Source organism: Halomicrococcus pelagicus (assembly GCF_050954125.1).
Window position 1 is genome coordinate 254,378 of sequence record NZ_JBPBWC010000003.1, and the last position, 21,073, is coordinate 275,450.

Annotated in this window: 26 protein-coding genes; 16 read left to right on the forward strand and 10 right to left on the reverse strand. The window is 67.4% G+C overall.

Annotated features, from left to right (window positions below; translation table 11 throughout):
* Positions 1–84 precede the first annotated feature (84 nt).
* The 4 genes from ACRYA2_RS08965 to ACRYA2_RS08980 all read left to right on the forward strand — a co-directional run bounded on the left by ACRYA2_RS08965 (position 85) and on the right by ACRYA2_RS08980 (position 2,830).
* On the forward strand, positions 85–915 hold the full coding sequence (locus tag ACRYA2_RS08965) for a pantoate kinase (protein WP_433626692.1): 831 nt from the start codon (positions 85–87) through the stop codon (positions 913–915).
* Positions 916–968: 53 nt separating this feature from the next.
* Positions 969–1,712, forward strand: a complete 744-nt coding sequence (locus ACRYA2_RS08970; RefSeq protein WP_433626694.1) for a 4-phosphopantoate--beta-alanine ligase — start codon at positions 969–971, stop codon at positions 1,710–1,712.
* An 87-nt stretch (positions 1,713–1,799) separates the two neighbouring features.
* Positions 1,800–2,597, forward strand: a complete 798-nt coding sequence (locus ACRYA2_RS08975; protein WP_433626697.1) for a M48 family metallopeptidase — start codon at positions 1,800–1,802, stop codon at positions 2,595–2,597.
* On the forward strand, positions 2,597–2,830 hold the full coding sequence (locus ACRYA2_RS08980; RefSeq protein WP_433626699.1) for a DUF6199 family natural product biosynthesis protein: 234 nt from the start codon (positions 2,597–2,599) through the stop codon (positions 2,828–2,830). Before ACRYA2_RS08975 ends, ACRYA2_RS08980 begins: the two co-directional genes overlap by 1 nt.
* Before the next feature lie 76 nt (positions 2,831–2,906).
* Here the strand turns inward: ACRYA2_RS08980 and ACRYA2_RS08985 are convergent, their stop codons facing one another.
* The 4 genes from ACRYA2_RS08985 to ACRYA2_RS09000 all read right to left on the reverse strand — a co-directional run bounded on the left by ACRYA2_RS08985 (position 2,907) and on the right by ACRYA2_RS09000 (position 7,238).
* Positions 2,907–4,139 (reverse strand): digeranylgeranylglycerophospholipid reductase, encoded by a 1,233-nt coding sequence (locus tag ACRYA2_RS08985; RefSeq protein WP_433626702.1) that lies wholly within the window; start codon positions 4,137–4,139, stop codon positions 2,907–2,909.
* Positions 4,132–4,329, reverse strand: a complete 198-nt coding sequence (locus tag ACRYA2_RS08990) for a hypothetical protein (RefSeq protein ID WP_433626705.1) — start codon at positions 4,327–4,329, stop codon at positions 4,132–4,134. Before ACRYA2_RS08990 ends, ACRYA2_RS08985 begins: the two co-directional genes overlap by 8 nt.
* Positions 4,330–4,617: 288 nt before the next feature.
* A complete protein-coding gene (locus tag ACRYA2_RS08995; protein ID WP_433626708.1) occupies positions 4,618–5,481 on the reverse strand; it encodes a 2-oxoacid:ferredoxin oxidoreductase subunit beta in 864 nt (287 codons plus the stop codon).
* On the reverse strand, positions 5,478–7,238 hold the full coding sequence (locus ACRYA2_RS09000; protein WP_433626711.1) for a 2-oxoacid:acceptor oxidoreductase subunit alpha: 1,761 nt from the start codon (positions 7,236–7,238) through the stop codon (positions 5,478–5,480). Before ACRYA2_RS09000 ends, ACRYA2_RS08995 begins: the two co-directional genes overlap by 4 nt.
* A gap of 178 nt (positions 7,239–7,416) precedes the next feature.
* On the opposite strand from ACRYA2_RS09000, the gene ACRYA2_RS09005 reads away from it, so the two are divergent.
* The 3 genes from ACRYA2_RS09005 to ACRYA2_RS09015 all read left to right on the forward strand — a co-directional run bounded on the left by ACRYA2_RS09005 (position 7,417) and on the right by ACRYA2_RS09015 (position 9,837).
* On the forward strand, positions 7,417–8,031 hold the full coding sequence (locus ACRYA2_RS09005) for a metal-dependent hydrolase (RefSeq protein WP_433626713.1): 615 nt from the start codon (positions 7,417–7,419) through the stop codon (positions 8,029–8,031).
* Between the two features lie 237 nt (positions 8,032–8,268).
* Positions 8,269–8,799, forward strand: a complete 531-nt coding sequence (locus tag ACRYA2_RS09010; RefSeq protein ID WP_433626716.1) for a 50S ribosomal protein L16 — start codon at positions 8,269–8,271, stop codon at positions 8,797–8,799.
* A 156-nt stretch (positions 8,800–8,955) separates the two neighbouring features.
* The gene (locus ACRYA2_RS09015) at positions 8,956–9,837 is read left to right on the forward strand and encodes an ATP-grasp domain-containing protein (protein WP_433626718.1); all 882 of its coding nucleotides are present in this window, start codon (positions 8,956–8,958) and stop codon (positions 9,835–9,837) included.
* Here the strand turns inward: ACRYA2_RS09015 and ACRYA2_RS09020 are convergent.
* Positions 9,824–10,216, reverse strand: a complete 393-nt coding sequence (locus ACRYA2_RS09020; protein WP_113274922.1) for an Hsp20/alpha crystallin family protein — start codon at positions 10,214–10,216, stop codon at positions 9,824–9,826. The two genes, ACRYA2_RS09015 and ACRYA2_RS09020, sit on opposite strands and share 14 nt — an antisense overlap.
* 120 nt (positions 10,217–10,336) lie before the next feature.
* Positions 10,337–11,350 (reverse strand): type II glyceraldehyde-3-phosphate dehydrogenase, encoded by a 1,014-nt coding sequence (locus ACRYA2_RS09025; protein ID WP_433626722.1) that lies wholly within the window; start codon positions 11,348–11,350, stop codon positions 10,337–10,339.
* Between the two features lie 134 nt (positions 11,351–11,484).
* Between ACRYA2_RS09025 and ACRYA2_RS09030 the strand changes: the two genes are divergently transcribed.
* The 6 genes from ACRYA2_RS09030 (at position 11,485) to ACRYA2_RS09055 (ending at position 16,435) form a co-directional block, all read left to right on the forward strand.
* Entirely contained in the window at positions 11,485–12,156 is a 672-nt protein-coding gene (locus ACRYA2_RS09030; RefSeq protein WP_433626725.1) for an ABC transporter ATP-binding protein, read from the forward strand.
* Positions 12,153–12,977 carry an ABC transporter permease gene (locus ACRYA2_RS09035; RefSeq protein ID WP_433626728.1) on the forward strand — a complete coding sequence of 275 codons (825 nt, stop codon included), beginning with the start codon at positions 12,153–12,155 and terminating at the stop codon, positions 12,975–12,977. The genes ACRYA2_RS09030 and ACRYA2_RS09035 overlap by 4 nt, the downstream gene beginning before the upstream one ends.
* A 57-nt stretch (positions 12,978–13,034) precedes the next feature.
* The gene (locus ACRYA2_RS09040) at positions 13,035–13,985 is read left to right on the forward strand and encodes an aminopeptidase (protein WP_433626731.1); all 951 of its coding nucleotides are present in this window, start codon (positions 13,035–13,037) and stop codon (positions 13,983–13,985) included.
* A gap of 47 nt (positions 13,986–14,032) precedes the next feature.
* Positions 14,033–14,374: a CHY zinc finger protein gene (locus ACRYA2_RS09045; RefSeq protein ID WP_433626734.1), complete on the forward strand. Its 342-nt coding sequence runs from the start codon at positions 14,033–14,035 to the stop codon at positions 14,372–14,374.
* 126 nt (positions 14,375–14,500) lie between these two features.
* The gene (locus ACRYA2_RS09050; protein WP_433626737.1) at positions 14,501–14,794 is read left to right on the forward strand and encodes a DUF7967 family protein; all 294 of its coding nucleotides are present in this window, start codon (positions 14,501–14,503) and stop codon (positions 14,792–14,794) included.
* Positions 14,795–15,001: 207 nt separating this feature from the next.
* Positions 15,002–16,435, forward strand: coding sequence for an arylsulfatase (locus tag ACRYA2_RS09055; RefSeq protein ID WP_433626739.1), 1,434 nt, complete (start codon positions 15,002–15,004; stop codon positions 16,433–16,435).
* 65 nt (positions 16,436–16,500) lie between these two features.
* Here ACRYA2_RS09055 and ACRYA2_RS09060 read toward each other — a convergent pair whose 3' ends face one another.
* Both ACRYA2_RS09060 and ACRYA2_RS09065 read right to left on the reverse strand, forming a co-directional pair.
* On the reverse strand, positions 16,501–16,851 hold the full coding sequence (locus ACRYA2_RS09060; RefSeq protein WP_433626742.1) for a DUF7473 family protein: 351 nt from the start codon (positions 16,849–16,851) through the stop codon (positions 16,501–16,503).
* A gap of 39 nt (positions 16,852–16,890) precedes the next feature.
* Complete coding sequence (locus tag ACRYA2_RS09065) at positions 16,891–17,451, reverse strand: TATA-box-binding protein (protein ID WP_049969372.1); 561 nt, start codon at positions 17,449–17,451, stop codon at positions 16,891–16,893.
* 234 nt (positions 17,452–17,685) lie between these two features.
* Here ACRYA2_RS09065 and ACRYA2_RS09070 point away from each other — a divergent pair, with 234 nt between their 5' ends.
* Both ACRYA2_RS09070 and ACRYA2_RS09075 read left to right on the forward strand, forming a co-directional pair.
* Positions 17,686–18,483: a tetratricopeptide repeat protein gene (locus ACRYA2_RS09070; RefSeq protein ID WP_433626745.1), complete on the forward strand. Its 798-nt coding sequence runs from the start codon at positions 17,686–17,688 to the stop codon at positions 18,481–18,483.
* Positions 18,480–18,770: a DUF424 domain-containing protein gene (locus ACRYA2_RS09075; RefSeq protein ID WP_433626747.1), complete on the forward strand. Its 291-nt coding sequence runs from the start codon at positions 18,480–18,482 to the stop codon at positions 18,768–18,770. Before ACRYA2_RS09070 ends, ACRYA2_RS09075 begins: the two co-directional genes overlap by 4 nt.
* Here the strand turns inward: ACRYA2_RS09075 and ACRYA2_RS09080 are convergent, their stop codons facing one another.
* Positions 18,771–18,950: a hypothetical protein gene (locus tag ACRYA2_RS09080; RefSeq protein ID WP_113274931.1), complete on the reverse strand. Its 180-nt coding sequence runs from the start codon at positions 18,948–18,950 to the stop codon at positions 18,771–18,773.
* A 189-nt stretch (positions 18,951–19,139) separates the two neighbouring features.
* Here ACRYA2_RS09080 and ACRYA2_RS09085 point away from each other — a divergent pair, with 189 nt between their 5' ends.
* Positions 19,140–20,384: an aminotransferase class V-fold PLP-dependent enzyme gene (locus tag ACRYA2_RS09085; protein WP_433626750.1), complete on the forward strand. Its 1,245-nt coding sequence runs from the start codon at positions 19,140–19,142 to the stop codon at positions 20,382–20,384.
* 72 nt (positions 20,385–20,456) lie between these two features.
* Here the strand turns inward: ACRYA2_RS09085 and ACRYA2_RS09090 are convergent, their stop codons facing one another.
* A complete protein-coding gene (locus ACRYA2_RS09090; protein ID WP_433626753.1) occupies positions 20,457–21,011 on the reverse strand; it encodes a GMP synthase subunit A in 555 nt (184 codons plus the stop codon).
* Positions 21,012–21,073: the final 62 nt, after the last annotated feature.

A 21,073-nucleotide genomic window follows, 5' to 3' on the forward strand; every position in this document is an offset into this window, starting at 1 on the left:
ACGGGGCGCTCGCACCCCGACTCGTCTCCCCGCCAGCGACCGCGAACTGTAAGCGTTATACACTGTCGCCGGAAAGCGGGGAGTATGAGCGACGAGGAAGGCCGGGCGTTCGTGCCAGGACACGTCACCGGCTTCTTCAGCAGTCACGAGGCAGACGACCCAGAGCGGGCCGGCTCTCGCGGAGCGGGACTGACGCTGTCGGAGGGCGTGACGGTGACCGTCGAACCGGCGTCGGAGGCGCGCGTCGAACTCGACGGCGGGCAGTCCGTCGAGGCCGGTCGGCGCGTGCTGGACGAACTGGACGTGACGGCGCGCGTCGCGGCGACGACCGACCTCCCGGTCGGTGCCGGCTTCGGCGTCTCCGGAGCGGTCGCGCTCGGAACCGCGCTCGCGGCCAACGAGACGTTCGACTGCGGGCGCTCGGAGAACGAACTGGTCACCGTCGCCCACGTGGCGGAGATAGAGGCCGGCACGGGACTCGGCGACGTGGTTGCGCAGGCCCGGGGCGGCGTGCCCGTTCGGCTCGAACCGGGCGCGCCGGAGTACAACCGTCTCGACGGCGTGTCGGCCCGGCGGCGCGTGGAGTACCTCTCGCTGGGCGACCGGTCGACCGCCGAAGTGCTCTCGGGCAACACCGCTCGCCTCTCCGAGGCCGGCGTGGACGCACTCGTCGAACTCGTCAACGAACCGACGCTGGCGTCGTTCACGCGCCTCTCCCGCGAGTTCGCCGAGCGCGCCGGCCTCCTCAGCGACAAAGTGCAGGCGGTCATCGAGGACGTGGAGGCGGAGGGCGGCCGGGCGTCGATGGCGATGCTCGGCGAGACGGTGTTCGCGCTCGACACGGGGCTGACGGACGCGGGCTACGACGCCGCGGTCAGCGACGTCGACCACTGTGGCGCGACGCTCGTCGACTAGCCCGCCGTCCCGAACCGACCCAATTTTAGACGCCACGCCACCGAGCAACGCGCATGACCGAGATTCCGGACGACCATCCTCGCGCCGAGTCGCTGCGGACGCGCCACCGCATCGAGGACGGCGTCGAGAAGGGTATCACGAGCAAACAGGGTCTCATCGCGGAGGGTCGGGGCGAGGCGTTCGACTACCTGCTCGGCGAACGCACCCTGCCGAGCGCCGACGACGCCGAGCGGGTGGCGGCCGCCCAGTTGCTGCTGGCCGACCACGCCGTCCTCTCGGTCAACGGCAACGTCGCGGCACTCGTCCCGGGGCAGATGGTCGAACTCGCCGAGGCTACGGGTGCCGACGTCGAGGTCAACCTGTTCAACCGGACCGACGAGCGCGTGGACGCCATCGCCGACCACCTCCGCGACCACGGCGCGGAGGAGGTGAAGGGCCTCGCGGCGGACGCCCGGATTCCGGGCCTCGACCACGAGCGCGCGAAGGTGGACGCGGACGGCATCGGCGACGCCGACGTGGTGCTCGTCCCGCTGGAGGACGGCGACCGGGCCGCCGCGCTCGCCGAGATGGGGAAGACCGAGATCGTCGTCGACCTCAACCCCATGTCGCGGTCGCCCCGGGCCGCGGCGATTCCCGTCATCGACAACGTCGTGCGCGCGATACCGCGGATGACCGAGCACGCCCGGGACCTCGCGGACACCCCGGACGACGAACTCGAACGCATCGTCGCCGAGTTCGACGCCGACGAGGCGCTGGCCGCCGCGGAACGGGCGATTCGCACCGGCGGCGACGAGTAGCGTCCGGCGTCGAGACGCGCTACCGCCGATTATTTCTGTCGCGAGCCGAAACAATCAGATATGCGCCACTTCGGTCTGAAAGCTCGCATGGCGATTACGGGGTCGGTACTGTTCGCGTTCTACGCCGTCGCCGCCGTCGTCGTGATGGGCGTGTTCGGCTGGCCCCTCCCGCTGGTACTGCTCGGTAGCGTCGCCTTCGTCGGCGTCCAGTACAAGGTCGGCAAGTGGGCCGCGCTCCGCAGCGTCGGTGCCGAGGAGTTGCCGGAGGACCGGTACTCCGACGTTCACCGCCGCGTCGAGTCGCTGGCCGACGACATGGGCATCGACAAGCCGCGACTGATGGTCGCCCGGATGGGCGTCCCGAACGCCTTCGCCGTCGGCCGCAAGGGTGCCGGCACCGTCGTCGTGAGCGAGGAACTGCTCCGGTTGCTCGACCCGGACGAACTGGAGGGCGTCCTCGCACACGAACTCGCCCACGTCCGCAATCGGGACGTAGTGATGATGGTGCTCGGACAGGGCGTCGCCTCCATCGTCGCCATCGTCGCCCAGTGGGCCGTGCTGCTGACCGGCGACAACGACCTCGCGGACTTCTTCCTCGCCATCGTCGTCGGCCAGGTGACCCAGATGCTCGTGATGCTGTTCGTGTTCGCCATCTCGCGCTACCGCGAGTACGTCGCCGACAGCGACGCCGCCGACGAGATAGGCGGCGGCGAACCGCTGGCGAGCGCGCTGGAGAAGATAAGCAGCGGCAGCCAGCGTGCCCGCGAGAGCGAGGTGGACGCGCAGGTGAACGCGCTGTGCATCTTCGGCGAGGGGAGCGGTCTCGCCCGCCTGTTCGCGTCTCACCCGCCGGTCGAGAAGCGCATCGACCGCCTCCGCAACTGATGGACCTCCGTACCCTCCTCGCCGGCGTCCTCGGCGTCGGCCTCGGTCTCGTCCTCGTCGCGTACCCCGAGGCCGTCGTTCGCGCACAGACCGCCGGCCGACGCCCTCACGACGGTCGAGGGGAGTACGGGACCGCGTCGCCGGTGTCGGAGCGCTGGCGACGACTGGTCCAGTTGCTGGGCGTGATTTCGCTGGCGTTCGGTCTCTACTTCGCGGCGAACGTCCTCGCGTAGCGCGGTCACGGCGACCGACGAAGTCCCAGCGGCCCGTGGACGGCGTTCGCCCGCCGGCGGGCCCCGGTTCCCGACGTTACTTCCCGAGGCGTTCCCTGGCGAACCGCGCCAGCAGCGGGACGTCCTGCAGATGCAGAAGCTTCAGAAGTGGCCGCACGCTCCCGGAGTTGGCGTCGCTCAGCGCGCCGTCCGGAAGCCGGTCGAGGTCGCGCATCAGCGTGTCGTACCGTTCGTTCGGCGCGAGATACAGCAACTGGGTCATCAGCAATCGCTTTCGCATCTGCGGCGCGACGCGCTCGTGCCAGAGGTCGTCGTAGATGGACAGCGACTCGGCCGACGTGTCGCGGTCGCTGGACATGAAGCACCGGTCGGCGGTCACCGCCGCCGCTCGCCCCGACTTCATGCAGGTGTGGATTCCCTCTCCCCAGAGCGGGTCGATGGTCGGGACGGTGTCACCGATTGCCATGAAGTTGTCGGTGCTGAACCCGCTCGGCATCTGGATGTGGGCGGACCCGCGGTGTTGCTTGCCCGCGATGCGCTCCGCGCTCTCGAACCGGGGGTCGGTGTCGAGCCAGTGCTGGAGGTAGTCGTCGATGCCCATCCCGTCCCTGGCGTAGTCGCGGTGTGCCTCGTTCTGGATGTAACAGAGGCCGACCTTCGCGGTGTCGCCGCCGGTGTGGAATATCCACGAGTACCCGCCCGGCGCGAGCTCGTGGTCGAGTCGGAGCATCATCGCGTCGGTGAGGTCGGCGTACCCGTCGGCGTCGATGTCGATGCCCTCCAGTTCGTACTCGACGCCGATGGCCTGGTTCTCGCGCTGGAGGTCGGTCACGCCGAGCTTCTTCGCGAGCGGTGCGGCCGGTCCGGTGGCGTCGACAACGACGTCTGCGTACACCTCCTGCTGACCGCCGTACTGCACGCCGACTATCTCGCCGTCCTCCGTGACGGGGTTGGAGACGCGAGCGTCGAACCAGTACTCCGCACCCTCCTCGCGGCCGTCCCACACCAGGTAGCGCTTGAAGTCGGCGAACTCCAGGACGGCACCCGGTTGACTCCGGGCGAAGTGTTCGTTCGGCGATTCGAGGACGACGTCGTCGGTGTAGTTCATCACCACGTCGTCGGGAATCCCGAACGACCCCATCATCGACGGGAAGGTCCCGGCCGTCGACTTGTTGCTCTGGCGCGGGAACTCGTCCTCGGACTCGGCTTCGAGGACGACGACGTCGTAGCCCCGCTGAGCCAGGTCTCGCGCGCACTGGGCACCGGCCGGACCGGCACCGGCGACGACGACGTCGAAGCGGTCAGTCATCGCGCGTCGCCCCGGCGTCGTCTGTGCGGCTGAACGTCGATACGTCTCCCTCGACCGGGCGGTACCGGTCGAGCGTCTCCCCTGGTGTCCTCCGTGCGGCGACGTCGTCCGCACTGCCGACCGTCGCCGCCGCGAACGGTCCGGCAGTTCCCTCGCCCCCGGCGACGATGTCGCGTGTTTCCGCAGTCATCTCTACACGGTGTTACCGGTCATATCATAAAAAACAGACGCAAACGCTCCGAGCGTAGGATTTAGTCGGGATGCGCTGGTCGAAAAACCCGGCCCGTAGCGGCCGACTTCTGCATCGCGGTTCGACGACGAACGTCGCCCGGAACGTGTCGGAAGTACGCCAGATGGTCGCCGTCCCGCAGGGTCGAACCGGAGCGCAGTTCGACGCGGCGGCGCGGTCGAGGCGCTCCCGGCGCTCGGCGGGTGGTGAGCGAAGAATGCGAAGCGAAAATCGGCTACGACGAGGGGGTCAGTAGAACTCGCGGACGAGATCCGTCGCGTCCTCGGGCGCGCCGTCCGGGATGTCGGCCATGTTGCCTTCGATACCGTGGAGTTCCGAGTAGGGGACGCTGTCCTCGTCCTGGTAGATGACGCCCTGGTACTCCTTGTCGCCGGCGAGAATCTTGTCCTTCGCCGCCTCGTAGTCGCTTGGGTCGTGGTCCTCGTCTTCGAGGTCGACGATGGCGTCGCGCCAGTAGTCGTAGGTGTCGACGTCGTTAAAGGTGACGCACGGCGAGAACACGTTCACGAAGCCGAAGCCGTCGTGTTCGATGGCCTTCTGGACGATCTCGGCGTGACGCTGGGCGTCCGTCGAGAACGACTGGGCGATGAACGTGCCGCCGGCCGACAGCGCGAGCGCGAGCGGGTTGACCGGGGGCTGTTTGGGACCCTCGGGGGTCGTGCTCGTCTCGAAGTCCTCGCGCGAGGTCGGCGAGGCCTGCCCCTTGGTCAGCCCGTAGATGCGGTTGTCCATGACGATGTAGCTCATGTCCACGTTCCGACGGACGGCGTGGACGAAGTGGCCCGCACCGATGGAGTACCCGTCGCCGTCGCCGCCCGCGACCATCACTTCGAGGTCGGGGTTGGCGAGTTTGACGCCCGTGCCCACCGGCAGTGCCCGGCCGTGGACGCCGTGGAGCGCGTAGGAGTGCATGAACGTCCCGATCTTGCCGGAACATCCGATGCCCGCGACCACGAACGTGTTGTCAGGGTCGTTGCCCGTCTGGGCGAGCGCTTTCATCATACCGTTCATCGTCCCGAAGTCGCCGCATCCGGGACACCAGGTCGGCTGTTTGTCCGACTTGAAGTCGGTGAATCGTACCTCGGAGCTCATGTCGTAACCTCCTCCTGCTGGAGCGTCTGCTTGATCTCGTTCGCCAGTTCGTCGGCCTTGAACCGGACGCCGGTGTACTTGTTCACGCGCTTGAGACGCGTAAGGGCGTCGTGTTCGAGCAGGTCGGCGAACTGTCCGCTCTCGTTACACTCGACGACAATGGTCTCGTCCGCTGCCTCTATCTCGTCGCTCAGGTCCGGCCGCGGGAAGATGTACGGGACCGAGATGAACCGCACGTCGACGCCGTCCTCCTCGAGGAAGTCGAGGGCCTCGCGCATCGCGCCCTCGTTCGACCCCCACGAGATGACGAGGTTGTCGGCGTCCTCGTCGCCGAACTCGCGGTAGTCCCAGTCCTCGTTCTCGCGGGCGGTCTCGACCTTCCGGTTGCGCTTGTCGACCTGCTCGACGCGAACCTCGGTGTCCTCGGTCCGGCGACCGAGCGCGTTGTGTTCGAGGCCCGTCGACATGTGCGCGCCGTCGGTCGTGCCGGGGAGCGCCCGGGGACTGACGCCGTCGGCAGTCGGGAAGTGCGGCTGGAACCGACCCTGTTCGTCGGTCCACGCCTCGACCTCGTCCTCGTCGACGATTTTGCCGCGCTCTATCTCGACCTCGTCCATGTCGAACTCCTCGGGCGAGAACGTCTGCTCGGTGACCGCCATCGCGAGGTCCGAGACCAGGAAGACGGGCGTCTGGTACTTTTCGGCGAGGTTGAACGCTTCGACCGTCTTGTGGAAACACTCGCTGATGGTGGTCGGCGCGACGACGAACCGCGGTATCTCGCCGTGCCCGCCGTACAGCGTCATGTTCAGGTCGCCCTGCTCCTGCTTGGTCGGCATCCCCGTCGAGGGGCCGGAGCGCATCACGTCGCAGATGACCAGCGGCGTCTCGCTCTGCGCGACGAGACCGAACGTCTCGGTCATCAGGTCGATGCCCGGCCCGGACGTGGCCGTCATCGCGCGTGCGCCCGAACGGGCCGCCCCGAGCGCCATGTTGATGGCGGACAGTTCGTCCTCGGCCTGCATCACGGTGCCGCCGTAGTTATCGATGCGTCCCGTGAGATACTCCATCACGTCCGTCGCGGGCGTGATGGGGTATCCCGAGTAGAACCGGCAGCCAGCGGCGAGGGCGCCCATGCCGATGGCCTCGTCGCCGTTCAGCAGGACGTAGTCGTTGTCGGTCGTGTCGACGTCGTAGTCGAAGTCGTGGTCGTACTCCTCCTGGACGTACTCCTGGCCCTTGCGGGCGGCCTCCTTGTTGTTCTCGACGATGGACTCACCTTTCGCGCCGAACTTCTTGTCGAGTGCGCTGTCCAGATTCTCGATGGGGAAGTTCGACACTTCGCAGGCCGCGCCCAGTGCGACGGTGTTCTGCATGATAGCGCCGCCGGCCTCCTCGGCGAGGCGCTTCAGCGGCACCGAGAGGCCGATCATGCCCTCGGGAACCTCGAGGTCCTCCATCTCGGTGCGCTCACCGTCGTAGATGATGACGCTCCCCTCGTGGAGCTCGTCCATGTTCTCGTCGATGGTGCGCTCGGTGAGCGCCACGAGGATGTCCAGTCGGTCGACGACGCTGTCGACTCGGTCCGTGGCGGACCGAATCTTGTACGCGGTGTACCCTCCTCGGATGCGGGACGCGAAGTCCTTGGAGGTGAAGACGTGTCGACCCGCGCGCGAGAGAGCCTGCGCGAAGATTTTGCCGGTCGAATCGATTCCATCGCCGGCTTCGCCGCCGATGGCCCAGTTCAGGTCTTTCGGCATCGTGCAAAACCTTGCCTGTGACAAATCAAAAGCCTTCTGAACCGGGCACGGCCATTCCCCCGAGTCGTTGCAAACGAAAGCCGACCGAACGCGGGGGCAGTCGGCACAGAATGAACTATGTTACCAATTGTCTATACCCGACAGCGATTTTAACGAACGCTGCGTATCGAGTGTTACAATGATGGTGACGACGCACGCCCTCGCCGGCATGCTATTGGGGAGCGTGGCCCTGTTCGTGGCTCCGGAGTTCGCCCCGATGGCGGTACTGGCGGGGCTCGCCGGCGGTGCGTTCCCCGACCTCGACCTCTACGCCGGTCACCGGAAGACGCTTCACTTCCCGGTGTACTACTCGGCGGCCGCGCTCGTCGCAGTCGGCGTCGCCGCGCTGACGCCCGGCGCGTGGAGCGTCGGCGTCGCGGTCTTCCTGCTCGCGGCAGCGCTCCACTCCGCCTCGGACGCCCTCGGCGGCGGTCTCGAACTGAAGCCGTGGCTCGGCGAGTCGGACCGCGCGGTGTACGACCACTTCCGCGGACGGTGGGTCGCCCCCCGTCGATGGGTCCGGTACGACGGCGCGCCGGAGGACCTCGCGCTCGCGCTCGTGCTGGCGGCCCCCGCGGCCGCGCTCCACGACGGTCCCGTCCAGACGATCGTCGTCGCCGCCGTCGCCGTCTCCGGCGTCTACGCCCTCGTCCGAAAGCGCCTCGTCTACGTCACGGAGTGGCTGGTCCCCCGACTCCCCGACCCCGCGCTGGACTACCTCCCCGACCGGTTCGTCTCGGACTTCGTGCGGTGACCGCCGTCCGGTCCGACGCGCCCGGCCGGAGCTACCACCGCGGTTTCGGAGACTTCCTATGGTTCGTCGCTCCGCACGGTCGTCCTCCGTTTCGCGTCTCGACGGTCGTCGCCCCGTCTCGCGCCCGGTCGGTCGTCGACGGCGGTCGCTCGCGTCGAGACGGTCCGCGCCACTCGTCGCTTGGCCTCGCTTCGAAGGGTTTATTCGTACTCTGGGCCTCAGAACCCAGTAGTAACCATGTCGGACAAACCCGCCTCGATGTACCGGGAGATTAGCAAGCCCGCGTACACGCGACGCGAGTACATCACGGGCATCCCCGGCTCGAAGATCGCACAGCACAAGATGGGCAACACGGACAGCGACGAGGACGACTACCCCGTCCAGATTTCGCTGGTCCTCGAGGAGGAGTGTCAGCTCCGCCACGGTTCCATGGAGGCCTCGCGCCTGTCGGCGAACCGACACCTGCTCAAGGAGCTCGGACAGGAGAACTACAAGATGATCCTGCGGAAGTTCCCCCACCACGTCATCCGGGAGAACAAGCAGGCGACCGGCGCGGGTGCGGACCGCGTCTCCGACGGGATGCGGCAGTCGTTCGGGAAGGTCGTCGGCACCGCCGCGCGCATCGGAGCGGGCGAGCGCCTGTTCACCGCGTGGTGCGAGGTCGAGGACGCCGACGAGGTCAAGGAAGCGTTCCGCCGCGCGTACAACAAGATCTCTCCGCCGTGCCGCATCAAGGTCGAGCGCGGCGAAGAGAAACTGGTCGCGTAACTACCGTCGCCGATTCTTCGCGTCACCGTTCGCCGCCAGCCAACGGCCCGTCCGTCGAGGCGCGCTCGCGCGGATTCGACTGCTCCGGTCGACGCTCGGCCGTTGCCGTCCCGACCACCGGTTCGTTCTTTGTCCCCCAGTGCGAAACCCCATTCGATGCTGAACCTCGCGGTCGCTTACCGAGAGGAGACGTTCGAACGCGTGCGGGACCCGCTCGCGGACCGAGGTATCCGGGCCGTCCACGTCCCGACGGAAGCCCGGACCGTCGACCTCGCCGACCCCCCGTGGGACCCCGACGAGTTCGACGTGGGGTTCGTCTACCCGTCGCGGGCGATGGAGGGCGGCGCGGTCGACGCCCTGCTCGACGTGCCGTGGGTGAACGACCGCGAGGCGGTGCTCACGTCGCGGAACAAGGCCGGCGTCATCGCGGCGCTCGGCCGCGAGGGAGTGGCGGTGCCGGAGACCGTCCTCGTCTCGAACCCGGTCGACGAAGACGAACTGTGCGCCGCCTTCGAGCGGTTCGACGGCCCGGTTGTCGTGAAACCGAACTCCACGACGCGGGGCGTCGGTGTCGCGCGCGTCGACGACCTCGACTCGTTTCTCGGCATCACCGACTACCTCGACCTCGTCCACGACTACCGGGCGACCGGCGACAAGTCCTTCCTCGTCCAGGAGTATCTCCCGGGCGCGACCGACTACCGCGCGATGGTGGTCGACGGCGAGTACGCCGGCGCGGTCGAGCGCCGTCTGCCGGCGGACGCGCTGGCGGCCGGGCAGTGGAAACACAACGTCCACCGCGGAGCGACGGCGCGGGGCGTCGACCTCCGGCCGAAACTGCGCGACGTCGCCGAACGGACGGCCGAGGCGCTGGACGTACCGTTCCTGGGCGTCGACCTGCTGGAGACCGAGGACCGGGTTGTCGTCAACGAGACGAACGCGCGGTCGACCGTCGACGCGGAGACGAAGTACGAAGAAGGGTTCTACGACGCGCTTGCCGAACTGATTCGGCGGGTGGCCGGGAGCGCTACTCGACGCTGATGTCCGCCGACTCGTCGCTCTTGTCGAAGGTGACCTCGAGGACGCCGTTGTTGTAGGTGGCGTTCGCCGAGCGTTCGTCCACGAGCGCCGGGAGCGTGATGCGCTCGTCGTACTCGCGGTGGTCGCTCGCGGCGCTGATGGTGAGGTACTCGCCGTCGCACTTCAGGTCGATGTCCTCTTTCTCGACGCCGGGGAGGTCCGCGATGACCCGCACGGTGTCGTCGTCCTCGTGCATGTCGACGTGCGTGTCCGCGCCGAACCCGGTCGGCGTGTCGGTGTCTACGTGCATGTCGACGTTCCCACCCATCATATCGTTCATCATACGTTCTATCTCGCGAAAGAGATCGTCGAACGGGTCGTCGCGGTCGTCTCTGCGCATGGTAGAAGATAGGTAACTGAAGGGCAAAAGGTTTTGGACGGGAGCGGGACGCCGCGCTTCGGCGAGGCGAAACCACTTATCAGATATATTGGGGGTCCACCTCGTGACGGTGCTGGCGGACTAGATGCCCAGGCCCATCGCGTCGTTCGTCGTCTCGATGCTCTCGCGGGCGTCCGCGGCGTTCGTCACGGCACGGATGGCGTCGATGTTCTCGGGCACCACGTCGCTCTCCTGGTGGATGGCCTGGAAGAGGTAGAGGTCGTTGCCTTCGGTCGTGACCGACTCGCCCCAGACGCAGTTCTCCCAGATGTCGCCGCGCGGTCGGCCGGCGTCCTGGGCGTACTCTTTGAGTTTGCCCGCGCCGTCGATGTCGAAGTGCTCGGGGATGACGAACAGCCGGGACTCGCCCTCGAGCAGGTCCCGAACCTCGTCGGCGTCGGGTTCGGCGTCGAGCGAGACGTTGACGCTGTGCATGTGCATCAGCGTCGCCGGCACCTTCAGCCCGAGCGTGTCGATGTCGAGGTCCGGGAAGATGGTCTGGACGTCCGGGCCGTGGTGGGAGGGCAGCGAGACGGGGTTCGGCAGGATGTCGTTGATGGGGCCGCGACCGGTCTGGGCGGGGTCGCCGCCGCGCCGGACCAGCGTCGCGCGCACCTTCTCGACGCCGTACTCCTCGCGGAGCGGTTTGACGAGTCGCGAGAGGCCGGTGGTGTTGCAGGAGACGACGCGGACGTGGTCGGCCCCGACCGCCTCCTCGAAGTTCGAGCGAGCGTTGAAACTGGCGTCGACGAAGTCCGCTGACTCGCCGCCCTGGTACAGCGCAGGCGTGTCGTACTCGTCGTACATCTCCGAGTTCTGCTCGCCGATTCCCGAGGGACAGGCATCGACCACCACGTCGCTGTCCTCGACCAGTTCCTCGACCATCCCGGCGAGTTCGATGCCGGCGTCGTCGAACCGGTCCACGCGGTCCTCGACGGCGGCGTAGAGGGGGAACCCCTTCTCGACGGCCCGCTCCGCCTCGAAGTTCGGCCGTGTCTTGGCGACCCCGGCGACCTCCATGTCCGGTTGGGCGCGGACGGCGTCCGCGACTCGCTTGCCGATGGTCCCGTAGCCGTTGATGCCGACCTGTAGCATGCAGATAGGTGTCCGGCCCTCTCGCGCATAATGGTTTCGGGGTGGATTGGGGGAAATTAACTCTTCGCCGAGTAAGTATGCAGGTCGCGGTCGGGCGCGGACACAAATTGCTCCGCGACGTACCCCCGAGGAGGATGGTCGCCAGACTACGAACGGAGCGACTCTCCCGCACGGTCGACGGTGACCGCCTCGTCGACTCCGTCTCGTTGACGGTCGAAGAGGGGGACGTCCTCGGAATCGTCGGCCCGTCGGGTGCCGGGAAGTCGTCCTTTCTCCGCCTGTTGAACCGACTCGACGAACCCACCGCGGGAACGGTCTACCTCGACGGCGTCGACTACCGCGATGTCCCGCCGCGGGAACTCCGTCACCGCGTCGGATACGTTCCGCAACAGCCCGCCCTCCGCGCAGGGACCGTCGGCGAGAACGTCTCCGTCGGCCGGCGTCTGCGCGGCGAGACCGTCGACGACGAGACGGTCGAAGACGTGCTCGTCCGCGTCGGCCTCGGCGGGTACGGCGAGCGCGACGTCGCGACGCTCTCCGGCGGCGAGGCACAGCGGGTGGCAATCGCCCGCACGGTCGTCAACCGACCGGAGGTCCTCCTGCTCGACGAACCGACCTCGAGCCTCGACGCGGAGTCGGAAGCGACGGTCGAGCGGCTGCTCGACGATCTACACGCCGAACTCGGCCTGACGTACGTGCTGGTCACCCACGACCGCGACCAGGCCCGGCGGCTCGCGACCCGCGTCGCGGTCTTCGAGGCGGGTCGCGTGACCGCCGTCGGTCCGGTGGAGGAGGTGGTCGCGTGACGCTGCTCGACCGGGTCGCGGAGCCGGTCGTGCTCGAAGGACTCCTCCAGGTCGCCGTCGCGTCGCTGTTGGCGCTCGTCGTCCTTGGCGTGTCGTACCGCCGAAGCCTCGACCTCGAATCCGAACTCGGCCGCGCCTTCGTCCGGGGCTTCGTCCAGGTTGTCGCGATGGGGGCGTTCATCGGCGTCCTCTTCTCCGTCCCATTCGTCTGGAGCGGCGGGGTCATCCTGGCCATGATGGCGGTGGCGGCCTGGATATCGAAGGACCGCGGCGAGGGCGTCCCGGGCGTGCTGCGCGCGTCGCTGGTCAGCATCCTGTTCGGAGCGTGGGTCGTCATCGTCACCATGCTCGCGGCCGGCGCGATAGAGCCCACCGTCCGTAACCTCGTCCCCGTCGGCGGGATGATAATCGCGAACGCGATGAAGACCAACTCGCTCGCGCTCGACCGGTTCAGGGGCGAAGTCGCGTCGAACCGCCGCGAGATAGAGGCGGTGCTCGCGCTGGGCGTTCCGCCCGGGCGAGTCATCTCGGACTACGTGACGACGAGCGTCCGGGCGTCGCTCATCCCGATGGTGGACTCGCTGAAGAGCCTCGGCCTCGTCTACATTCCGGGGATGATGTCCGGGATGATACTCGCGGGCGCCAACCCCATCTACGCCGCCGAGTACCAGTTCGTGATAATGGCGATGCTGTTCGCGGCCGGCGGGCTGACGAGCATGACGAGCACGCTCCTGGTCCGCCGGTACGCGTTCACCGAGGCCGAGCAGTTGAAGCGGTTCGGGGAGGCCGGCGACGACGCCGACCGTGCGGTCGGCGAGTAGCCGCCGGAGCGGGCCGGGAAGGGAAAACATAACCCCTCGCCGGACGACCCGCCGAACATGAGTCTCGAAGACGCGGCCCGAACCGCCGTCGACCAGTGCATGGGGCTTGCAGCCGACGAGGCCTGCGTCGTCGTCACCGACGACGAGCGCCGGCACATCGGCGAGGCCCTGTACGACGCGGCCCGCGAGGTCACCGACGACGCGACCGTCGCGCGCTATCCGGTCGGCGACCAGCACGGCGAGGAACCGCCGGAACCGGTCGCCGCCGCGATGAAGAGCGCCGACGTCGTCCTGGCCCCGACGACCAAGAGCCTGAGCCACACCCGCGCTCGCGGCGCCGCCACGGAGGCGGGCGTCCGCGCGGCCACCCTCCCGGGCATCACCGAGGAGGTCATGGTCACTGGGCTGGACGCCGACTACCGCGCCATCGGCGAACACTGCGTGGCCGTGCTCGAACAGGTGGAGGACGCCGACGAAATCCGGGTCACCTCCCCCCAGGGCACCGACATCACCTTCGAACCCGGCGACCGCGACTGGCTGGCCGACACCGGTCTCTGTCACGAGGCGGGCGATTTCACCAACCTCCCCGCGGGCGAGGTGTTCGTCAGTCCCGAGGACGCGAACGGCCGCTACGTCGTCGACGGGACGATGATGCCCCACGGACTGCTCCCGCCGGGCGAGACGCTAGAGTTCGTCGTCGAGGACGGTCGGGTCACGGAGATAAGCGACGACGACATTCGCTCCCAGGTCGAGACCGCGGCCGAGGAGGTGGGCGACGACGCCTACAACCTCGCGGAACTCGGCATCGGGACGAACACCGCCGTGACGGAACTCGTCGGGTCGGTCCTGCTCGACGAGAAGGCCGGCGGCACGGTCCACATCGCCATCGGCGACGACGCCGGCATCGGCGGCGACACCGATGCGCCGGTCCACCTGGACGGCATCCTCCGGGAGCCGACCGTCTACGCGGACGGGGAGGAGGTCGACCTCCCCGAGGTCGAGCAATGACGTCGCGAGACGGGGCGGCCGCCGAGTCGCGGCGACCCTGACTTCCGATGGAGCGCGACGTTCACGGCCACCGGGTTCGCGGCGTCGACGTCGGGCCGGAGACGCGCTGTGCTCACTACGACTCCGAGCGCGACGTGGTCGCCGTCCGGTTTCGCTGCTGCGGGGAGCATTTCCCCTGCTTCCGGTGTCACGACGCGGTCGCCGACCACGACCGGGAGCGCTGGTCGCGAGACGACCGCAGCGTCGAAGCGGTGCTCTGTGGCGTCTGCGGGACCGAGCTGGCGATTTCGACGTACCTCGACTGCGGGTCGACGTGTCCGTCGTGCGGGACCGCGTTCAACCCCGGCTGTGCCGACCACTACGACCTGTACTTCGAGGGGCCCCACTGAGGCCGACGTTCGGTGGTCGCGAGCGTCGACCGTTTCCGACGCCGACGCTCCCGCTCGCGTCCCACCGGCGTCCGTTCCCGCCGCGAGCGGAGCGAAGTTATCCGTCCGGGGCTCGTACACCCGGACGTGACCGAAACTGTGTCCGACCAGGAGACGATTCGGGTCTGGCTGGTCGAACGGACCTACTCCGACGACGAACAGAACCTCATCATCCTCATCTACGCGACGCCGGACGGCGGGCGGTACTTCCGGAAGGAGCGAGCCCTGCCGAGCTTCACGGGTGCTGCCCGGCCGACGCTGGCGGCGCTGAACGTGGCCCCGGAGCAGACGGGGCCCGTCGAGAACGAGGAGACGCGCGAGCGCTACGCCGCGGAGGCGTCCCGGATGGCTGACGAGCACGACCCCGACGACCCGATTTAGGCGACCGGTGGCGTTCTGGCCTCCGCCGAATCGCGACCGGCGGGCTCGATTTTCCCCGCTGGCTCTCGCCCCGCCGGGGTCGAACCGCGGCACGGACGGCGAGAGGGTCCCGTCTCCGACGAACCGCTCCGTCGTCTGAATCCGTCAGTGCGTGTCCGGTGCGGACACGCCCGAAGCTATTTTGCCCATTGACAACACTGCCCGTTCGTGACCGACCGACCGAACGTCCTGTTCGTGATGACCGACCAGCACCGCGGGGACGCCATCGGCGCAGACCCCGCGTGTCCGACGGACGACGGCTACTCGATCGTCCACACGCCGAACGTCGACCAGCTCGTGGGCGATGGCGCGCTGTTCTCGCGGGCGTACACGCCGGCGCCGTCTTCGATTCCGGCCAGGCGCTGTCTCTGGACCGGCCAGACTCCGGCCACCAACGGCTGTACGAACTGGACGACCGACGACTGGGAGTTCGAGAACCCGCTGCCGAGGCTGCTGCGTGACGCCGGTTACCAGACGCGCCTGACGGGGAAGACCCACTCGCTCCCGCAGCGTAATCACTTCGGCTTCGAGCAGATGGAACTCCACGCCGGACTCACCGACCCCGACGACTACTCCGAGTGGATCGATGGACGGAGCGACGGCGAGTACGGCGAAATCTCGCACGGCATCGGACGCAACTCCTGGGACCCGCGACCCTCCCACCTCGACGAACACGAACACCCGACCAACTGGACGACGAACCGCGCCCTGGAGTTCTTCGAGACGCGCGACCCGACCCGTCCGTTCTTCCACTGCGTCTCCTACGTCCGCCCCCACCAGCCGTTCGACCCGCCACAGCGCTACTGGGACATGTACGCCGAACGTGATCTTCCCGTCCCCTACGAGGGCGAGTGGTCCGAGGACACGTATCGCGAGTACGTCCCCGAGTACCCGAAGACGTCGGCGTGGTGTGCCGACCTCTCGCCGACGACGATCCGCCGCGCTCGAACAGGCTACTACGGCTCCATCACCCACGTCGACCACCAGGTCAACCGGTTGCTGCGGAAGCTCTCGCGCATCGGCGAACTCGCAGACACGCTGGTCGTCTTCGCCAGCGACCACGGCGATATGCTCGGCGACCACCTCCTCTGGCGGAAGACCTACGCCTACGAGGGGTCGGCCCGGATACCGCTAGTGGTACGGTTCCCCGACGAAATGGCGGTCGAACGCGGGCGAGTCGTCGACCGTCCCGTCGGTCTCGAGGATCTCATGCCGACGTTCCTCGACGCCGCCGGCGTCGATATCCCCGACACGGTCGAGGGCCGGAGTCTCCTCACGCTCGTCACCGGGGACAGCGACGACCCCGACTGGCGCGACTGCTATCACGGCGAGCACGGGCCGATTTACCACGACGAAAACGCGACGCAGTATCTCGTCGGCGAGCGCTACAAGTACGTCTGGAATCCAGTCATCGACGACGAACTGCTCTTCGACGTCCGAGCGGACCCCGGCGAGGAGGTCGATCTCTCGGACGATTCCGAGTACGACGAGACGGTCGAGTCCTTCCGCGAGCGATTGATCGAACGACTGGCGGACCACCCGGAGGGGTACAGCGATGGCGAAGCGTTACAGCCCCGGGGAGCCGACCGGCCGTCCGCGTAAGCGAGGCTCGGTGACGGGTCCTATCGAACGCAGATGTGTTCCGCGACCAAGCGAGGTGCCGTCGGTCAGGTCGGGGCGGTCGAGGCGAGATACAGGATTCCGCCGATGACGATGCTGGCGAGGACGGTGACGGTGACGTGGATGAACGTCACGAACCCGGCGGTGCGCCACTTCAACCGGTAGACGAGATGGAAGACGGTGGCGTCGAGCGCGACGGCGATGAAGACGACGAGCGGCGGAAAGTACCGCTGGAGGAGGAAGGGAAGTATCGCGAGCGCCGGGCCGACGACGAGCGCACGCGTGAACGGCACGTCACCGAGGACGTTGCGCGCGGCAATGTGGCCCGTCAGCGTGAGAAACCCCGCCAGCAGGAGATAGGTCCCGACGATGGGGGTCAGTTCGCCCAGCAGTGGCATGTGTAAGACTCGAGAGCGGGACGGCTTGGGCGTGCCGATTTACTCCAGGAGACCGAGTTCTTCGAGCCGGGAGACGATCTTGTCGACCGCCTGCTCGGCGTCCTCGGGCTTCTTGCCGCCGGTGATGACGAGTTTGCCGGAGCCGAACAGCAACGCGACGACTTCGGGTTCGTCGAGGCGGTAGACGAGGCCCGGGAACTGCTCGGGTTCGTACTCGATGTTCTCGAGGCCGAGGCCGATGGCGATGGCGTTGAGGTTGAGGTTCCGACCGAGGTCCGCGCTGGTGACGATGTTCTGGACGACGATTTCGGGGTTCTCGTTCACCTCGATGTTGAGTTCGCGGAGCTTGTCGAAGACGATTTCGAGACTCTCGTGGACGTCGGCGGTGCTCTTCGCGCCGGTACAGACTATCTTCCCGGAGCGGAAGATGAGCGCGGCCGACTTCGGGTTCTGCGTGCGGTAGACGAGGCCCGGGAACTGCTCGGGGTCGTAGTCCGCGCCTTCCAGGTCCATGGCGACGCTCTGGAGGTCGAGTTCCTGCCCAATGCCCGTCGAGGCGACCACGTTTTCAATGTTGATGGTTTCCTTGGGGTCGGTCATACGCGACTTAAATGACGTATTTAAGGTTTATAAAGGTTGGTAGTCCCCACTGACAGGTCACGGACGTCGTTTATCAGGGTTTCTGCGGCTGGTTTTCCGGCGTCTCCTTTATCAGGGGTCTCGCGCGCCACACGCTCTTGCCGGCTTCCGGCGTCCAGCGCGAAACTGCGGGTGATGCGGGCTGACGGCCGAATGGCGCAGACCTTAACAGTACGCCGCCCCAATCGAGCAGTAATGACCGACGAGAAGGACCACCAGTTCTCCGAGGGTGGCGGGTTCGACGACCCGTACGAGGAGTTCGACATCGACCCGCCGGAACTCGACGTGGATCCGGACCAGGTCGACCCCGTCGACTCCCGCGTGGTCACCGACCTGCTGGACGAACAGGCCATCCCCGACGACGAGGTCGACGTCGAGAGCCTCATCGACGTGGGGCTGAACTACATCAGCATCAACCGCTTCGAGCAGGCCGCCGAGACGTTCGAGCGCGCGGCCCGCTACGCCGAGGACGGAAGCAGCGAAGAGCAGGAGGCCTGGGTGAACAAGGGGACGGCCCACGCCAGACTGGAGGAGTGGGACGAGGCCATCGGCGCGTACCGCGAGGCGCTACACATCGACCAGAAGACCGAGATAGAGCGCGACCCGGACGCCGCCGAGCAGCGCCTGCCGTCGGGCGAGCACGCCGCTGACGCCGAGACGAACCTCGCGTACGCGCTCTGGGAGTCGGGCCACAGCGAGAAGGCGCTCGAACACGCCGAGCGCGCGGTCGAGATCGACGAACGCTTCCCGCAGGCGTGGTACAACCGCGGCTTCTTCCTGCTGGAACGCGGTCTCGCGGAGGAGGCGCTCGACTCCTTCGACAACGCCATCCGTCTCGGACTGCGCAGCGCCGAGGTCCTCGACGAGAAGGCCCGCGCGCTCGAAGAACTGGGTGAGTACGACGAGGCCGAAACGGTCGCCGAGGAGGCCGAGGAGATGCGCGAGCGCGTCGAAGAGGAACTCGTTCAGGAGTCCGAACGCGCCCAGCGATGATCCTCCGCGAGCGCGAGACGGAAGAGGGGTTGCTCGTCGCGGTCTGCGACGACGACGTGCTCGGGGAGACGTTCGAGAACGGCGAGGTGTCGCTGACCGTCACCGAGGAGTTCTACGGTGGCGAGCAGGTCGACGCGGCCGAGGTGATCGACAGCCTCTCGCGGGCGGCCGTGGCCAACATCGTCGGCACGGAGGCGGTCGCGCTCGCAATCGAGGAGGGGTTCGTCGACGAGGCGAACGTCCTCGACCTCGACGCGACTCGGCACGCCCAGTTCCTCCGGATGTAGCTAGTCCAGTAGCGCGACGACGTTGACCGCGACCAGTCCGAGGAAGCTGAAGCCGGCGACGATGATACCGATGGGGGCCAGGCCGGTGTCGAACGCGAAGGCGAGGACGGTGTGGGCGACACCGACGAACCCGACGCCTGCGAACAGCAGGCTAGCGACGATTCGTCGATTGGAGACCATGTAGACGGATGGACCTGGAACGGCTTAACCGTGTTCTCCGGTTCGACGGGCCACGAAACCGCTCGGCGGGTCGGTGGCGTCGCGTTCGCCGGCACGCTGCCCGGTTCGCCGGCGAGCGTAACCGGTTTCGGTTTCGCGAGTTCTGCCGGACCGAAGGAGTGTTTTGACTCGAACGCTTAGGTTCGCCTAATGGAAACTCAACAGTCCGACGCGCTCGACGTCGAGCAAATTCGGGAGGACTTCCCTATCCTTCAACGAGAGTTCGAGGGGAACCAGGTCGTCTACCTCGACAACGCGGCGACGAGCCAGACGCCCGACCCGGTCGTCGACGTCATCGCGGATTACTACCGGAAGACGAACGCCAACGTCCATCGGGGACTCCACCATCTCAGCCAGGAGGCCTCCATCGCCTACGAGGATGCCCACGACCGCCTCGCGGAGTTCGTCGGCGCGAGCGGCGGTCGCGAGGAGATGGTGTTCACGAAGAACACCACGGAGAGCGAGAACCTCGTCGCGTTCGCGTGGGGGCTGAACGAACTCGGTCCCGGCGACGAGGTCGTCCTCACGGAGATGGAACATCACGCCTCGCTCGTCACCTGGCAGCAGGTCGCGAAGAAGACGGGTGCGGACGTGAAGTACATCCCCGTCACCGAGGAGGGGTACCTCGACATGGACGCCGCGGCCGAGATGATAACCGACGACACCCAACTCGTCAACGCCGTCCACGTCTCGAACACCCTCGGCACCGTCAACCCCGTCTCCGACCTGGCCGACCTCGCCCACGACCACGACGCGCTCTTCTTCGTCGACGGCGCGCAGGCGGTGCCGAACCGCCCCGTGGACGTGGAGGAGATAGACGCCGACTTCTACGCCTTCTCCGGCCACAAGATGCTCGGACCGACCGGCATCGGCTGTCTCTACGGCAAGAAGCATCTCCTCGAGGAGATGGAACCGTACCTCTACGGCGGGATGATGATAGAGCGCGTCACGTTCGAGGAGTCGACGTGGGCCGAACTGCCCTGGAAGTTCGAGGCCGGGACGCCCGTCATCGCACAGGGCATCGCGCTCGCGGCGGCCGTCGACTACCTCGAAGACGTCGGCATGGAGCGCATCCAGCGCCACGAGGAGCAACTGTCGGAGTACGCCTACGACCGCCTCACGGAACACGACGACGTGACGGTCTACGGCCCGCCGGGCGACGACCGTGTGGGACTCGTCTCGTTCACCGTCGACGACGTCCACGCCCACGACCTCTCCAGCATCCTCAACGACCACGCCGTCGCCATCCGCGCCGGCGACCACTGTACGCAACCGCTGCACGACAAGCTGGGCGTTGCCGCGACGGCGCGCGCGTCGTTCTACATCTACAACACCCGCGAAGAGATAGATAAACTGGTCGCGGCCATCGACGACGCCCGCCAGCTGTTCGCGTAGCGACTCCGAACTCCTTTCTGGCGCGGCAGCACCGCCGACCGCGCGGCCGTCGAGAGAACGAGAGCGACGCCGTCAGTGCGACTCGCAGACCGCGAGGAAGTTCTCGAAGACCGCCTCGCCCTCCTCCGTGTGGGCGACCTCGGGGTGCCACTGGACGCCGTAGAGGTCGCGGTCCGCGTCGCTCATCGCCTCCACGTCGCAGACGTCGCTGGAGGCGACGCGGTCGAAGCCCGACGGAACCCGTTTCACCTCGTCGGCGTGGCTGGCCCAGACGCGCGTCTCGGGCACGAGCGAGCCGACGACGGGGTCGTCGTCGTCGTCGATGTCGACGGTCACGTCGGCGTAGCCGCCGTAGTCGCCCTCGCCGACCTCGCCGTCGAGGACTGCCGCCATCACCTGCATGCCGAGACAGATGCCGAGCACGGGCACGTCCATGTCGAGGTAGTCCGGGCAGTTGCCGATGTCGTCCATCGAGGGGCCGCCGGAGAGAACGAGGCCGTCGGCGTCGACGTCCGCCGGCGGCGTGTCGTTGTCGATGAGTTCCGTCTCGACGCCCATGTCGCGGAGCGCCCGATGTTCGAGATGCGTGAACTGGCCGTGGTTGTCCACGACGAGGATTCGGGTCATTGCCGGGGCGTAGGGATGGCTGTCGTAAAAAGGGCTCGTCGTCGCGCTCGCCGGACTGCCGA